The sequence below is a fragment of the Cryobacterium sp. PH29-G1 genome, assembly GCF_030063365.1.
In the GTDB taxonomy this organism is placed as follows: domain Bacteria; phylum Actinomycetota; class Actinomycetes; order Actinomycetales; family Microbacteriaceae; genus Cryobacterium.
In genome coordinates this window covers 174,021-188,329 of record NZ_JASISY010000002.1, presented here as the reverse complement: position 1 = coordinate 188,329, position 14,309 = coordinate 174,021, and the positions used below count along the sequence as shown (strand labels likewise).

At 62.8% G+C, this 14,309-nt stretch carries 11 protein-coding genes; 7 read left to right on the top strand and 4 right to left on the bottom strand.

What is annotated here, in order from left to right:
* Window positions 1-3: 3 nt before the first annotated feature.
* The 5 genes from QMK22_RS03265 (at window position 4) to QMK22_RS03245 (ending at window position 6,672) form a co-directional block, all read left to right on the top strand.
* Window positions 4-1,167: a DUF8744 domain-containing protein gene (locus QMK22_RS03265; RefSeq protein WP_283496203.1), complete on the top strand. Its 1,164-nt coding sequence runs from the start codon at window positions 4-6 to the stop codon at window positions 1,165-1,167.
* Complete coding sequence (locus QMK22_RS03260) at window positions 1,164-3,767, top strand: multicopper oxidase domain-containing protein (protein WP_283496202.1); 2,604 nt, start codon at window positions 1,164-1,166, stop codon at window positions 3,765-3,767. Before QMK22_RS03265 ends, QMK22_RS03260 begins: the two co-directional genes overlap by 4 nt.
* 323 nt (window positions 3,768-4,090) lie before the next feature.
* Entirely contained in the window at window positions 4,091-5,185 is a 1,095-nt protein-coding gene (locus tag QMK22_RS03255) for an FUSC family protein (protein ID WP_283496201.1), read from the top strand.
* Window positions 5,182-5,337 (top strand): hypothetical protein, encoded by a 156-nt coding sequence (locus tag QMK22_RS03250; RefSeq protein ID WP_283496200.1) that lies wholly within the window; start codon window positions 5,182-5,184, stop codon window positions 5,335-5,337. Before QMK22_RS03255 ends, QMK22_RS03250 begins: the two co-directional genes overlap by 4 nt.
* Before the next feature lie 48 nt (window positions 5,338-5,385).
* Window positions 5,386-6,672 (top strand): APC family permease, encoded by a 1,287-nt coding sequence (locus tag QMK22_RS03245; protein WP_283496199.1) that lies wholly within the window; start codon window positions 5,386-5,388, stop codon window positions 6,670-6,672.
* Between the two features lie 49 nt (window positions 6,673-6,721).
* Here the strand turns inward: QMK22_RS03245 and QMK22_RS03240 are convergent, their stop codons facing one another.
* The 4 genes from QMK22_RS03240 to QMK22_RS03225 all read right to left on the bottom strand — a co-directional run bounded on the left by QMK22_RS03240 (window position 6,722) and on the right by QMK22_RS03225 (window position 11,343).
* Window positions 6,722-7,579 carry a M23 family metallopeptidase gene (locus QMK22_RS03240; protein ID WP_283496198.1) on the bottom strand — a complete coding sequence of 286 codons (858 nt, stop codon included), beginning with the start codon at window positions 7,577-7,579 and terminating at the stop codon, window positions 6,722-6,724.
* A 178-nt stretch (window positions 7,580-7,757) separates the two neighbouring features.
* Window positions 7,758-8,135, bottom strand: a complete 378-nt coding sequence (locus QMK22_RS03235; RefSeq protein ID WP_283496197.1) for a hypothetical protein — start codon at window positions 8,133-8,135, stop codon at window positions 7,758-7,760.
* 287 nt (window positions 8,136-8,422) lie between these two features.
* Entirely contained in the window at window positions 8,423-9,970 is a 1,548-nt protein-coding gene (locus QMK22_RS03230) for an aldehyde dehydrogenase family protein (RefSeq protein WP_283496196.1), read from the bottom strand.
* Window positions 9,967-11,343 (bottom strand): aminotransferase class III-fold pyridoxal phosphate-dependent enzyme, encoded by a 1,377-nt coding sequence (locus QMK22_RS03225; protein ID WP_283496195.1) that lies wholly within the window; start codon window positions 11,341-11,343, stop codon window positions 9,967-9,969. The genes QMK22_RS03230 and QMK22_RS03225 overlap by 4 nt, the downstream gene beginning before the upstream one ends.
* 85 nt (window positions 11,344-11,428) lie before the next feature.
* Here QMK22_RS03225 and QMK22_RS03220 point away from each other — a divergent pair, with 85 nt between their 5' ends.
* Window positions 11,429-12,964 carry a PucR family transcriptional regulator gene (locus QMK22_RS03220; protein WP_283496194.1) on the top strand — a complete coding sequence of 512 codons (1,536 nt, stop codon included), beginning with the start codon at window positions 11,429-11,431 and terminating at the stop codon, window positions 12,962-12,964.
* A gap of 222 nt (window positions 12,965-13,186) precedes the next feature.
* A complete protein-coding gene (locus tag QMK22_RS03215; protein WP_283496193.1) occupies window positions 13,187-14,305 on the top strand; it encodes an extracellular solute-binding protein in 1,119 nt (372 codons plus the stop codon).
* Window positions 14,306-14,309 lie beyond the last annotated feature (4 nt).

Here is a 14,309-nt window from a genome sequence, read left to right as displayed (position 1 = left end):
GCGATGTCTACGCTGAGTCCCATCCGCCGCACCGGCCGCGCCGCGCGAGGCGGCAGTCCTGTCGCCAAGCCCCAGGTCACGGGGCGAATAGTTTTTCTGCTGCTGGCAGGCTTCGCCCTCCTCGCCGGGCTCGACGGTGCCCTAGCGCTGCTCGGCCTGGGCGCACCGGTCGACAGCAGCAGACTGACCGCCGTGCACGGCCCACTCATGGTGTTCGGTTTCGTGGGCACCGTGGTTGTTCTCGAGCGCGCTGTGGCCGTGCGTCGACGTTGGGCGTATCTGGCGCCCGGATTGCTCGGCGGTGGCGCTCTCGCGCTCATCTCGCCGCTGCCGGTAGTCGTTGGCCAGGCCGCTTTTGTTGCCGGCAGCCTGGTGCTGCTGATCATCTACGCGGAAATCTGGCGCAAACAGGCCGCGGTATCCATCGCGGTCCAGGTGCTCGGAGCCCTGCTTGGGCTGATGTCCACGGTGTTCTGGTTGCGCGGTATCGGCATCCCACAGCTGGCCCCGCTCCTCATCCTTGTTCTGGTGCTCACGATCGCCGGCGAACGCCTCGAACTGTCGCGTATCTCGCCAACCGTCGACCCGCGCGCCGAACAATGGATGCTGGCCATCAGCCTGGCCCTCGGCTTCGGCTCAGTCGCGGCTCTGGTCTGGCCGGTGGTCGGCTATCGCGTGTTGGGCGTCGGCATACTGGCGCTGGTGGCGTGGTTGTTCCGGCATGACATCGCAACACGCACGGTTCGTTCTGCCGGCCTGCCCCGCTACATGGCATGGTGCCTGCTGGCCGGCTACGGTTGGCTCGTTGTGGTCGGCGGTATCTGGCTGCTCAGGGGTCCCGTCTATTCCGGCCCTGCCTATGACGCCATGATGCATGCGGCATTTCTCGGATTCGTGATTTCGATGATCATGGCACATGCCCCCACCATCCTGCCGGCCGTACTGCGCCGGCCGCTGCCTTACCGACCGGTCATGTATGTGCCCGCGGCCTTGCTGCACGTTTCACTCCTCGCGCGGGTACTTGTCGGTGACGCTTATGGCTGGCCGGCCATCGTGCAATGGGGCGGAGTGTTCAACATCGTCGCGGTCCTGCTATTCATGGTGATCGCGGTCATGTCGGTGCTGCTCGCAACCGCGGTGCCGGTGTTACAACGTGCGCGCACATGAAAGACCGGCTCTGGCACATTACGTCTGGAATCCTGGTGCCCGCGTGGCTGGCCGCCGCGTTGATCTTCACACTCCTGCACCGCTTCATTCCGTCGTCGGGCTGGCTCTTGGTACACCTGTTGCTGCTCGGAGCGGTGAGTACCGCCATCCTGATTTGGAGCCAGCACTTCGCCGACACGCTGCTGCGACGGAAGGCACTCGGCCACCGCCTATCGCTGGGGTTGCGCCTGAGCGTGCACACTCTGGGTGCCGCGCTGGTGATGACCGGAATGGTCATCGACGCGTATCAGCTGGTACTCGTCGGCGGCATTCTGGTGGGACTGAACGCCCTGGCCCACGCTATCGTGATCGTCGGCCAGTCCCGCGGCGCGCTGCCCGGCCGGTTCGCCCCGCTCGTACGCTACTACGTGGCCAGCGCCCTGACGCTCGTGGTCGGGGTAACCCTGGGCATACTGATGGCTGGGCTTAGCGGCGGCGGCGAAGGTTACGAACGCCTATTTATCGGGCACCTCGGTCTCAACCTGCTCGGTTGGGTGGGGCTGACCGTGATCGGCACCGTCGCACTGCTCTGGCCCACTGTTCTGCACACCCAGGCGCAGGGTCGAACGAAGGCGGCCGGGCATACCCTTACCGTGCTCGTGGGCGGACTTGGCCTGCTCTCGCTTGGCTGCCTGGTCGATCTGCGATTGATTGCAGCTCTGGGCGTACTCACCTACCTGGTAGGCCTCGGTCTGGTGTTGGGGGAGGCGGTCGCCCATCTGCGTCGCGCGCCCGCCGTCAGCTTTCCGGCCTGGAGCCTGGGTGCGGCGCTTGTCTGGTTCGCCACCTGCACCCTCGGCTTTGGCCTGCAGGTGGCCTTTGCTCCGAGCTGGACCGCCGCGGCCGCGGCCGTTGAGATGCTCGTGCCGTACTTCGCTATCGGGTTCGCCGCGCAAATTCTCCTCGGAGCCCTGAGCCACCTCGTGCCCGTGGTGCTTGGCGGCGGCCCGGCTGCACTCAAAGCAACCGCGAATGAACTAGACCGCGGCGGCCTGTTCCGGGTGGCGGTCGTCAATGGCGCACTCGTCCTGACGTTGCTGCCGGTCTCCAGCAGCCTGACCGTGGTGCTCTCGGCGCTGATTGTGGGCACACTGGCCAGCTTCCTAGTGTTCTTTATCCGGGCCCTGCGCGAAAACCGGCGGGTGCGGGCACTGCCAATCGTGCGCATCACCCCGGGGGAGCGAGCGGCTCCGACAACCTCGCCCCGCCAGACCGGGCGCATGCTCGTGGCCGCGGCCGCACTGCTGCTCACGGTAACCGTGGGGATTGTCGCCGACCCTGCCTCGGTTGGCCTTGGCACGGTGTCAGCCCAGGCCGGTGCATCCGCTGAAGGCGCGGTAGCGACCGGACACACCACTTCGGTGGCGGTGACCATGGTGAATATGCGGTTCGTTCCGGACCGCATAGAGGTTCCGGTGGGTGACACGCTCGTGATCGCCCTCACTAACGGCGATGACATGGTGCATAATCTGGTTTTTGAGAGTGGCATGATGTCGGGATCGCTCGAACCGGGCGCGTCCGAAACCGTGCCACTCGGCATGATCGACGCCGACCTGAATGGCTGGTGCTCCATTGCCGGGCACCGGCTGCTCGGCATGACGATCAGCATCATCGCGGTCGGCACCGCTGCCGATTCCGCTCACGCCGATCAGTCTGAGACTGGAATACGCTCAGCCGCCGATGACTTCGACCCGATGGCCGAGCCCGATTCTGCCTTCACGGCTCGAGATGCGGCCTTGCCCGCCGCGACATCCGCCACGGTACATCGCAGCACCCTGGTCGTGCGTAATGTCGAGACCGAGGTAGCACCTGGAGTCGTGCAAATGTTGTGGACCTTCAACGGCACCGCGCCCGGTCCCACCCTGCGCGGCTCGGTAGGCGACGTCTTCGAGATCACCCTCGTGAACGAGGGCACGATGGGTCATTCCGTTGATTTCCACGCCGGCGACGTGAGCCCGGACGATGTGATGCGCACGATTCAGCCTGGCGAGAGTCTCATCTACACGTTTACCGCCACACGATCCGGCATTTGGCTCTACCACTGCTCGACTATGCCGATGTCGGTGCATATTGCCAATGGCATGTTCGGTGCCGTCATCATCGACCCGCCAGGTCTTGCAACGGTGGACCGGGAGTACCTCGTGGTGCAGTCCGAGCTTTATCTCGGTGCGCAGGGTGGTGAGGTCGACGACCTCAAGGTGGCGACGCAGACCCCCGATCTGGTCATCTTCAACGGGTACGCCAACCAGTACGCCGCTCGTCCGCTCGCGGCAACGGTGGGCGAGACCGTGCGTGTCTGGGTGCTGGATGCCGGACCCAACGTGGCCAGTGCCTTCCATATTGTCGGAGGCCAATTTCACACCGTCTTCAAAGAGGGTGACTACTCGCTCAAAGACGGCGGCAGCACGTCAACTGGCGGGTCCCAGGTACTCGATCTGGCCGTCGCCCAGGGTGGTTTCGTTGAGCTCACCTTCACCGAAGCCGGCCATTATCCCTTCGTTAGCCACATCATGTCGGATGCCGAGAAGGGCGCCCGCGGCATTTTTGCGGTACTCCCATAAGAGCACTCGACGTGCTGTGGTCGCGAGCCCGATCGGCGGTCAGAATCACTATCCACCGGTCTCGAAAGATGGGAGAGCCACTGAAGTCTGGGCTCGATCCTGCTTGAGATTTCGGTCATTCGTGCAGCGACACGGTTCTGTCTGAAACGCATGGTGCGCTAGCGTAGTATCGCTCAGTTTTGGTGACGTGCAGACGCTGCGGCACGCGGCGTGACTCCAACAACGGTGGCGATACAACGAGCGATTCCCGTCGGGCTCGACGAGCAAATTGGAAGTCAATGACAAGCATCTTCCTCACACCGGTGAAAAGAACCGCGTGGCGAATGAAATCGCAGATCACCCGGGCGCGCAGCCTCCAGGCGGCCAAAGCCGCCGTCGCCGTCGGCATCGCCTGGTCCGTCGCGCCGTATCTGCCGGGGGTGGCCGACAACTACCCTTACTATGCACCGCTCGGCGCCCTCGTGAGCATGTACCCCACACTCATGGGCTCGGTGAGGAATGCCCTGCAGACCCTCGGAAGTCTTGCGATCGGCATTCTCCTCGCGGCGGCAGTGCTCCTACTCAGCGACCCCAATGTATGGACCATCTCACTCGCCGTCGGCGTCGGTGCGCTCATCGCTGCCACCGGGTGGTTTGGCGCGAACCGCGAATTCATTCCGGTCACGGCCCTGTTCGTGCTCATCGTCGGTGGCCCGAATGCCGACTCCTATTCGATCGGGTACCTAGAGCAAATCAGCCTCGGTATCGTGATCGGGCTTTTAATCAACATGCTGGTTTTTCCCACGCTCAGCTTCGACGCAGTGGGCCGGCAACTCTCGAACTATCGCTCGGTATTGGCAGATCATCTGCTCGAGATCGCTGAAGCTCTGGCCGAGAGCTGGCCGCCGGAGCGGGATGGATGGGCATCCCGCAATGACGCCCTCGTCGGTGTTTCCCGCGACGTGCGCGCCGCGTTGCATCACGCCGACGACAGTCGTAAAGTCAATCCGCGCGCCCGAATCCATCGCCGAGACCTGAATGCTGATTACGCAGACTTGGCTGCCCTCGAAACCGTCACCTTTCATGTGCGGGATCTCACGGATGTACTCGCCGGTGCGGTGTGGGGAACCCCGATCAACGTCGAGCTGAGACCGGAGTTGCGTCCGTCGTTGAGCGTTGCCCTCGACGCGGTGGCGGTCCTGCTCCGCGAGTGGGATGCGGAGACGCAGCAACCGTCGGCGTATTCCGCTGCCGTCGATGCGTCGGCGTCGCTGATGACCGAGCTGGACGAACGACGGGACTCTGCGCCTGCGACGGCGATGGGTGCCGCGGCCGCCATCGCCATGGATGTCGCACGCATCCTCGCTGCTCTGGGTACCCGGCTCGACGGGCCCGCCGATCCTGCGGGTGATGCCTCAACAAGGCTGACATCATCGTGAGCGCCACCGGGCTCAATATTCTCGCTATCGGTGGCGTGGCTCTCATCGTGGACGGGACTCCGATCGTCTTGGAGGATACCCTCACATATACGAGCATGATGCTCGACGGGGTGCCGAACTTCGCCATGACCATCGCGAAGGCTCCGTGTTGAGTATCATTACCACGAGCAGTAGCACAGCGCGCACGGAGGTCAGGATCCATGGCTAACCGCACCGACAAGATCACATTAGCCGGCTCGATATCGCTCGGCACCGGAGTGATGATTGGCGCGGGGATCTTCGCTCTCGTCGGTCAGGTAGCAGGGTTTGCCGGCGATTGGTTCCCGATTGCTTTCCTTTTGGGCGCGATCGTGGCCGGCGTCAGCTCGTACTCGTACGTTCGTTACTCCAGCGTGAACCCCTCTTCCGGTGGTATCGCGATGCTCTTGAAAGACGCCTACGGTCCGGGCGTGGCTGCGGGCTCATTCTCGCTCTTCATGTATGTGTCGATGGTCATCGCCGAGAGCCTCCTGGCACGCACCTTCGGCACCTACCTGATGCGTCCATTCGGCCTGCAAAACTCCGTCATTCTCGTTCCTGTCCTGGGTGTCGCCGCGATCGTCTTAGCGGCCGTGGTGAACCTTCTCGGCAACAAACTCGTCGAAAGCTCGGCAACCACGACAGCGGTGCTGAAGATTCTCGGTATCGGTGTCCTCGCGATCGCCGGACTACTCGGAACCGCCGTATCCGGCAACGGGTTCTTCGCCAAAGCCTCGGGTGACTCGTTGGATGTCGTCGGCCTACTGGCCGGGACGACGCTGTGCGTACTCGCCTACAAGGGCTTCACGACGATCACCAACCAGGGTGATGACATCCAAGACCCGAAAAAGAACATCGCGCGGTCAATCGTCATTTCTCTTCTCATCTGCACGGTGCTGTACCTATTGATTACGGTGTCAGTTGAGTCCAGTATCGGCGCGAAAGGCGCCGTTGGCGCCCGCGACTACGCACTCGCTCAAGCAGCCGAGCCGCTTTTCGGCGCTTGGGGTGTCGGGATCACCGTCGCGATCGCCGTTGTCGCCACACTTTCCGGTCTTCTCGCGAGCCTGTACTCCGTGTCACGTCTCTACGCGATGTTGCAGGACATGCGGCAGGCGCCGTCGCTGCCGGACCGGGTTACACATCAGCCGATGATCATCACCGCTGGCCTCGCCATCGTCGCCACAGCGTTTTTGGATCTCAGCCAAATTGCCTCGATGGGGGCGTTCCTCTACCTCGCCATGGACATGGCCGCGCAGTGGGGCGTAATCCGGCACCTACGCACAAAAATCGATGCGAATCCCTGGATCCCGACCCTCACGATAGCCCTCGACCTCGCGATCCTCATTCCTTTCACCGTCCTGAAAGTACAAAACGACCTCCTCACCGTCATCGTCGCCACAGCGGTCGCCGCAGCGATCGTGCTAGCGCAGGTTCTGACTGTCCGTGCCCGGACTCACGCGGCGTAGGGACGTTCCGGGTTGCGGGCTCCACCGACAGTGGAGACACCGAGTTCGCCTAGCCCAGCGAAACGCCCCGAGCGTTCATGAAGGGTTCTGCATCGACAATTTCACCGTCGACGCGGGCTTCAAAATGCACGTGGCAGCCAGTCGACGAACCCGTTGTACCCACGACGGCAATGACTTCGCCCGCTGTGACGACCTGACCAACGTCAACGAGGAGCTGGCTGCTGTGGGCATAACCGGTCTCGACACCGTTCCCGTGGTCGATAAGAATCCAATTGCCATACGAGCCCTGGTATCCCGAGTCGATGACCTTTCCCCCGTTTGCGGCGAACACGGGCTGGCCGCAGGGCGCGGCGATGTCGGTGCCGTTGTGGAAATCGCCCACACCGCCAACGGGCTTGTCCGGGCGAGAACCGAACGGGCTCGATATCCGTCCCAAAACAGGGAGCGCCCAGCCTTGGTCGCTGAGCTGGCCGGCACTGAGGCTGGCCCATTTACCGTTGCTGGCAGTTTCGGTGTACGACGCCGGCTCGGGTGCCTCCGTGATGGCGTATCCGTCGCGCTGAAAGGGAACGGATGTTGTGCTGGCGGCCGTCACGCTTTGTGAGTGGTCCACCTCGGCGGCGGCGACGGTTGCGTCAGCTTCTGGCGTTTCGGACACGATGGCCAGTGCGGGCACAGACGTGCTGACCGCGAAGAGGGCGATCATGGCCATGGCGCCAACGCCCCCTGCGCGTTTGCGTACTGAAACCGGTCGGGTGACCGTGCGCGCCGGCGGTGCAGCGGATTCAGTCTTGGCGGATCGTGTCGTGCGCAGCCTGTTTTCCAACGCGCGCATATCGCGCCGCGATAGTGGTGGCAGCGCCCCGGACGCGTCTGGCGCGGTGGCGACGTGTCCGGTGTTATCCACAGAGCACCGCCCCGAAAGCACACGTTGGTCGAGAAATGTCACGGTAATGCATAAATATGTCCTTGCAGGTGATTCAGCTATCGAAAAATGGTCGCGTTGGGGCTTCCGAGTACAAACTGGGCGGCCGAGGGCACAGCGTCGCTCCCAAGCCAGGTACTGGCCTCGAAACTGCCCCGGTCTAAACGCGACTGATGGAGAGAAGAGTGAGGCTGGGCCGGTGGATCGGTATGGCGTGGGTCTGCCACAGGCGAACGGGGCCGCCACCGGCATCGAGCAGGCGCCGATACCTGGCCGGTAGCCGGGTCAAATAGACGCGCGCAACGAGGGTGAGCAGCAGAACGCACGCTATGGCAAGGAGCGCGCAGTCGAGCGGTCCGTTGCGGCTGCCGGAAGAGATTGCGGCGACGACGGGGGCATCTGCGACAGCAGCCACACCCAGGTCCGTCTGTTGACCGGCTACCGTGGACCCAGCGGGGACGAGCGTGTGCAGGTCACGCCCGGTTGCCTCGGAGTGCAGGGCGAAGACCGCAAACAGCAACGCTGCGAGAGCTAGCACGGAGACAAATGGCGACAGCGAAACGGGCGAAACCACCCGTCGGATTGCATGCCCCAGCCCCATGTCACCTCCGTTTACGCCTTCAGCCCAGGACGGGGCTGTTCACGGCAATCTTCGAAGACTACCGCACGGGCATAAGCGATTCCTGAGTGCCTGTGGCCTCCCGGTCTGTGCTGCGCTAGTCTTCGCATCCCTAGTGGGTCGGGTCGCAGAAGCCAGCCTTTCGCCTCGTTTCACCGCTGACGTTGTCAGATTGGCGGTCTCGCTGCTCGCGCAGACGGCGGAGACTAAGAGGTGGGGACGGTCAAAATGCCGTTGACCCGGCGGGGCATGCTCCACGGATTCTCCGGTGCGAGTGCGCCGGGCAGCATAGCCGGGGCGGCATTCTGAATGGCAACGGGGCGAACGAACCGGGACAACGCGCCGGCACCGACACTCGTAGCGTCGGGACGTGATGTCGCCGGCCACGGACCACCATGCTGCTGGGACCACGTGTTGGCAACACCGGTGGGCCAAGCGTTGACGGCCACACGACCGACCTTGGTGAGCAGCTGAGAAACCACCTCATTCGCCTCAACGTCGCACGGGCCGCCGGTGAAGACGGATGCCGCGAGTGAGTTTTGAAGGCGACCCAAAGCATTCACGGCCGCTGCCGAGTCGGTATATTCGCAGACCAGCGCGACGGGTCCAAAGCATTCTTCGAGAAGGCGTGAGCCCGGCTGCAGGTCATCGAGGGTGACGGCGAACACCCTGGCGGCGCTGAGACTGTCGCGACGTGCCTCGGCGGGAGCGGGCGAGCCCGTCGCGTGAGCGAGCGAGCCCGTCGCGTGAGCGAGCGAGCCCGTCGCGTGAGCGAGCTCCGCGACACCGGCATCGAAGCTGGCAGCGATACCCGCCGTAAGCAGAGGTGCGGGCGCGACCTGAGCCACAATGTCCGTGATCGCGGCGAACATGCCAGAACCAGCGGGGGCAAAGATCAGGCCCGGTTTCGTGCAGAATTGGCCAGCACCCATGGTGAACGATTCGACAAATCCGGCAGCGATGGTCTCGGTGGGATTGAACGCGGTAATCGCCGTGGCGGTCACGAAAACAGGGTTGACCGTGCCCATTTCAGCAAATACCGGTACGCCCCGTGCAGCGGCGCGATCGCGCAGGGCCATTCCTCCGCCCTGACTGCCTGTGAACGCGACGGCCATAATCACAGGCGAGTCAACGAGCTGCAACCCGGCCTCGAAACCGACGACCAGGTCGTAAACGCCTGCGGGCGCCCCGGCTGAGTCCAGGGCGTCACGGGTTAGCTGCGCCATACGAACGCTCAGCCGCGGATGGGCCGGGTGAGCCTTCACAACTACGGGGCAGCCGGCCGCAAGGGCAGAGGCCACGTCGTGCCCACAAACGCCGAAGCCAAATGGAAAGTTGCTGGCGCCGAAAATGGCGATGGGGCCAATCGGAACGTTCCAGCGAGCGAGAGTTGTAGTGTCGTTCACGATTTCAGTGCTGGCATTCAGATAATGGCCGTCGACGGCCACGCTGGCGTAAAATTGGGCGCTTTTGGCCGCCCCAGCGATTTCTCCGCGGAGACGCGGGAGACCCAGCGCAGTCTCCTCATCGGCCAGTAGTGCGAGCTCGTCACTATGGCAAAGTAGCGTCGCAGCGACAGCATTCAGCCAGCGCTGTCGATCGAACGGCGACGATGCGGCCAGCTCCGCCGCCGCGAATTGTGCGGCCTGCAGAATCGCCTCGACGGCGGTCGGTGTCGTGTGCTGAACACCACCGACGCTCTCGGCGGTGCGCGGGTTGTGACTCACGTCCGTGGTCGAAGCCGAGGCGATCACGTCGCCACGGTTTCGAGCTGTTCGATGTCGACCGCTTCGCTGACTTGCGAAATTACGTCTCGAAGAAGTATCAAACCATCCTCAAGCAGGTCCTGGTCAATCACCAGCGGCGGGAGAAGGCGAAGCACGTTCGAGAATGTGCCGCAGACCAATACGAGAAGGCCACTGCGGTGACAGAGATCAGCGATCGCTTTGGCGAGATCGGCTCGTGGCACCAGCGTTCCGGCATCGGCGAATTCGACGGCAAGCATGGCCCCCCGACCGCGCACGTCGGCCACGATGCCTGTCGTGGAACGCAACGGCTCCAGGATGCCGCGGGCTGTCGTCTCGATACGCAGAGCGTTTTCGATCAGGCTGCCGTCTTCGAATGCCTCGAAAACACCGAGAGCGGCGGCACAGGCGAGCGGGTTGCCCGCATAGGTGCCGCCGAGACCGCCGGCATGCACAGCGTTCATCAACTCGATTCGCCCGGTGATAGCGCTCAGGGGCAATCCGCCCGCGAGGGCCTTTGCCGTAACCGTGATGTCGCCGGCGATATTCTCATCGTTGCTCGCGAAAAGTGCCCCGGTCCGGCCCATGCCGGCCTGGATCTCATCGAGCACCAATACGATGCCGTATTTTGTTGCAATGTCGCGCAGGCCGGGAAGAAATCCGGGGGAGGGAACGATGAACCCGCCTTCACCTTGAATAGGCTCAACGACCATCGCCGCAAAAGTTTCCGGCCCGTTCTCCTCGAGAATACGCTCGAGCGCTGCCAGCGCGTCGGCGGTGGCATTGTGGGCGCCGGTCGGCCAGCGCAAGGGGGCAGCAAATGGCGCGCGAATTACCTCAGCGGGAAAGGGACCAAAATTGAGCTTGTAGGGGTTCTCTTTCGCCGTCATCGCCATGGTGAGAAGCGAACGGCCGTGGTAGGCGTCGTCGAATACGAGCACGCGCTGCCGTCCGGTCGCCGAACGGGCAACCTTCACGGCATTCTCGATGGCTTCAGCACCGGTTGAGAACAGCGCTGTGCGCTTCTCGAAATCGCCGGGAGTATGTTCATTGAGCCAGCGGCAGACAGCGGTGAAAGAGTCGTATTCGGTCACCATGAAACAGGTGTGGGTGAACCTGGCCAGCTGTTCACTGACGTGAGCCTGCACCTTGGGGTTGCTCGCGCCAACGCTAGTTACCGCAATGCCTGAAGCGAAATCGATAATTCGGTTTCCGTCGACATCCTCCAGGATTGCGCCCTCAGCGCGGTCGATGAAGATGGGAAGGGCAACGCCAAAACCACTTGTGACCTGCTTTTCGCGCTCTGCGTGCAGCGCAATCGAGCGAGGGCCGGGGATGGCCGTGGTTAGCAGCCGAGATTGTGTAAGGGACGCCAGTGTCATGGCCTCAAGTTAGCAACGCGACCCCGCCCCTCACATTGGATGTATTATCCCATTTGGAGCATTTCTAGATTGAATATCCAATTCAATGAGAGTGGATGGGGTGCGCGTGATCGGTCTGATCGAGCTCTGCGAAAGACTGGGGGCCGGCCTGCACCCGGTGGGTCACGCGGGTGTCGCAAAGGTTCAACTCACCGGTGTGCATATCTCCGAATTGGACGATCCCACCCCGTATCTGGAGGGCGGTGAATTGCTGCTCACCACCGGGATACCTCTGGGCGGGAAAACTGGAACCAACCGCGAAGCCATTATTCGGGCCTACGTCGATCGGCTAGCCCTGCACGGTGTTGCCGCGCTCGGACTGGGGCTCGGTGCCGGCACAGATTCGGTGCCGGTGGAACTTCAGCGCGCCTGCGTTGCCGCCGAGATCCAGCTGCTCATCGTGCCGGACGGGACCCCCTTTATGCAGGTGGCTCGGGCCTACTGGGACTTGGTCGGCAAAACGGCCCGCGCCGACTTGGCGGCCAGTCTGAGTCTGCAAACATCCCTCGCCCAAGCGGCGACTCGGCCGGAAGCGGTGGCTGCGGTCGTGAAGGTACTCGGGACGGCTCTGGCCGGGTGGGCTGTCTACCTGCCAGCAGACCTGTCGGATGAAACCTGCTGGCCACCCACGCACCGCCACATCCTCCCTCAGCTCAGACTGGAAACGCAGCGATTCAATCTGGCGGGGACCCGCTCGGCTGCAAGCTTCGCCATGCTCGGAGAAGACGTTCTGGAATACTCCATCATCGATGGCTCACGCACCGCCGGTTTTTTGGCAGTCTGCGCCGGGCGCCCATTGCGCGCTGCCGAGCGACAGCTCGTTCTCACCGGCTGCATGGTGCTGGCACTAACTGCACAGCGTGAATGGCAGCTCACTCGCGCAAACTCAATTATGAGCAGCACCGCTGCCACCCTGCTCGTGAACGGCTTTGCGGATGCAGCCCGGCTCGTCGTGGTGGATCTGGCCGGGGGACCACTGGCGGAACGGGTGCAGCTGCTCGCGATTCGAGGGGACGATGCCGTCGCGCTGTCGACTGCCGAACTCTCGGAACAGCTCGGTTCCATGGTGATCGCCACGGGCGAGAATCGACTTCGCGAGAGCATTCGTCGCTCGCGACTGCGATGCACCACCGACGGCCTCACCTACCTTGTACTTGAATCGCCGGTGACTCCGAGCTCATTCGGGCAAACCGCGGCTCCGCTTCGTGGCGCCGACTATGCGGGGGTGCTCAGCCGACCGATGCTACTTCGCGACCTGCCGGGCAGCGTGCAAGATCTGCGCCGAGCCTGCCGGATCGCTCCCGTTGGTCGTCTCTCCACCATCCCAAACCTTTCGGGTTCGTCAGCCGCGGGATGGGTGACAGCGCTCGTTGACTACCACCGGGCCGATCTAGTGGTCACGGTGAAAAGCTATCTTCGGCATCGCGGTCAGTGGGAGGCCGTGGCGCGTGAACTCGGCCTGCACCGCAATTCTGTGCGGCATCGCATCGGTATCGCGACCAAGCTCATGGAAGTAGATCTTGACGACCCTGACGTGTCGGCCGAACTGTGGCTGGCGTTGCGTGGGAGCGCATCGGACTAGCGCGTATTTCGTCACGGATGCGTAACGAATTGCCAATTTGCGCGAAGCCCACCGCGAATCAATCAAATTTTCGCGTGATATTCGCTGAAATTTGAAGAATTAGTCGCACTTCCGGATCGAAGTTGCTACGTTGAGGCTACCGATTCCTGGAGAGTGCAGTGCAGCAGGTTTGCGTGTTCTGGCCTCGGGGGTTCACAACGGCGTGAAGGAAGAAGGATCACCATGCGAAATCAGAAACTGAAGCGGCAGCTGTGTGTAATCGCTTTGGGCGGAGTAGCCACCCTGCTCATGGCTGGCTGCGCCGGGGGAAATGAAGCTGCCCCCGCGCCCGATCGCGACCTGGGCACCCCGGTAGCGGGCGTGGTTGCCGAGGGAGTCTTTGACGGCGTGACGCTGACCTATGCTGCCTCCGGCGGGATTTTTCAGGACGGTCAACGAGACGCGGCGTGGGATCCGTTCGCGAAAATCTCGGGCGCGACTTTCTTGCAGGACGCATTCGACGCCGGCAAGCTCAAGGCAATGGTCGACAGCGGAAACGTCACCTGGGACATTACCAACGCGACACAGTTCGATACGGCCCGTGGCTGCGGAACGTTGTACGAAGAGTATGACTACTCTCAGGTAGACATTTCGAAGGTTCCTGAGGGAACGATCACTGACAAGTGCATGGTGCCGAATATTCTCTACGGCCTCGTCGTGGCCTACAACACTGATGCGTTCGGTGACAACCCACCGACCAGTGCCGCTGACTTCTTCGATACCGATAAATTCCCGGGCAAGCGCACGGTCAGTCAATCTCCGTACGTTGATCCTCAGACAGTTGAGTTCGCCCTGGCGGCCGAGGGCAAAGATATCAATAATGTGAACGTCTCCGATATCGATACCGCCTTCGACAAGTACCGTGCCCTCGGCGACGACGTGATCGGCTGGACTTCCGGCGCACAAGCGCAGCAGCAGCTCGAATCGGGCGAGGCCGTCATGGGGCTGGTTTGGTCTGGCCGCGGATACGGTGCGGCGGCAGCTGGAGCACCGATCGCCCCCATGTGGGATGAGTGGATGATCATGGTCGATTCGACGGCCATTCCCAAGGGAGTGAAGGATCCGCAGGCAGCTTTCGCCGCGGTGAACTTCTACCTCGGCGCCGAACAGCAGGCACGCATGACAGAGCTGACCTCGTACGGGCCGGTCAACGTCGACGCAAAGCCAAAGGTTGACGCCACGTTGGAGACGTGGCTCACCACGGAACACCTCAAGACCGGGCACGCCCCGAACATTGACTTCTGGGTGGAAAACTACGACGCTCTGTCGGCGGCATGGGCCGGCTGGGTTACCGGTAGCTAACCCG

Bases quoted from the DNA above. Each gene is read 5' to 3' on its own strand.
- QMK22_RS03265 (WP_283496203.1), top strand. From the start codon at position 4: ATGTCTACGCTGAGTCCCATCCGCCGCACCGGCCGCGCCGCGCGAGGC.
- QMK22_RS03260 (WP_283496202.1), top strand. From the start codon at position 1,164: ATGAAAGACCGGCTCTGGCACATTACGTCTGGAATCCTGGTGCCCGCG.
- QMK22_RS03255 (WP_283496201.1), top strand. From the start codon at position 4,091: ATGAAATCGCAGATCACCCGGGCGCGCAGCCTCCAGGCGGCCAAAGCC.
- QMK22_RS03245 (WP_283496199.1), top strand. From the start codon at position 5,386: ATGGCTAACCGCACCGACAAGATCACATTAGCCGGCTCGATATCGCTC.
- QMK22_RS03225 (WP_283496195.1), bottom strand. From the start codon at position 11,343: ATGACACTGGCGTCCCTTACACAATCTCGGCTGCTAACCACGGCCATC.
- QMK22_RS03220 (WP_283496194.1), top strand. From the start codon at position 11,429: ATGAGAGTGGATGGGGTGCGCGTGATCGGTCTGATCGAGCTCTGCGAA.
- QMK22_RS03215 (WP_283496193.1), top strand. From the start codon at position 13,187: ATGCGAAATCAGAAACTGAAGCGGCAGCTGTGTGTAATCGCTTTGGGC.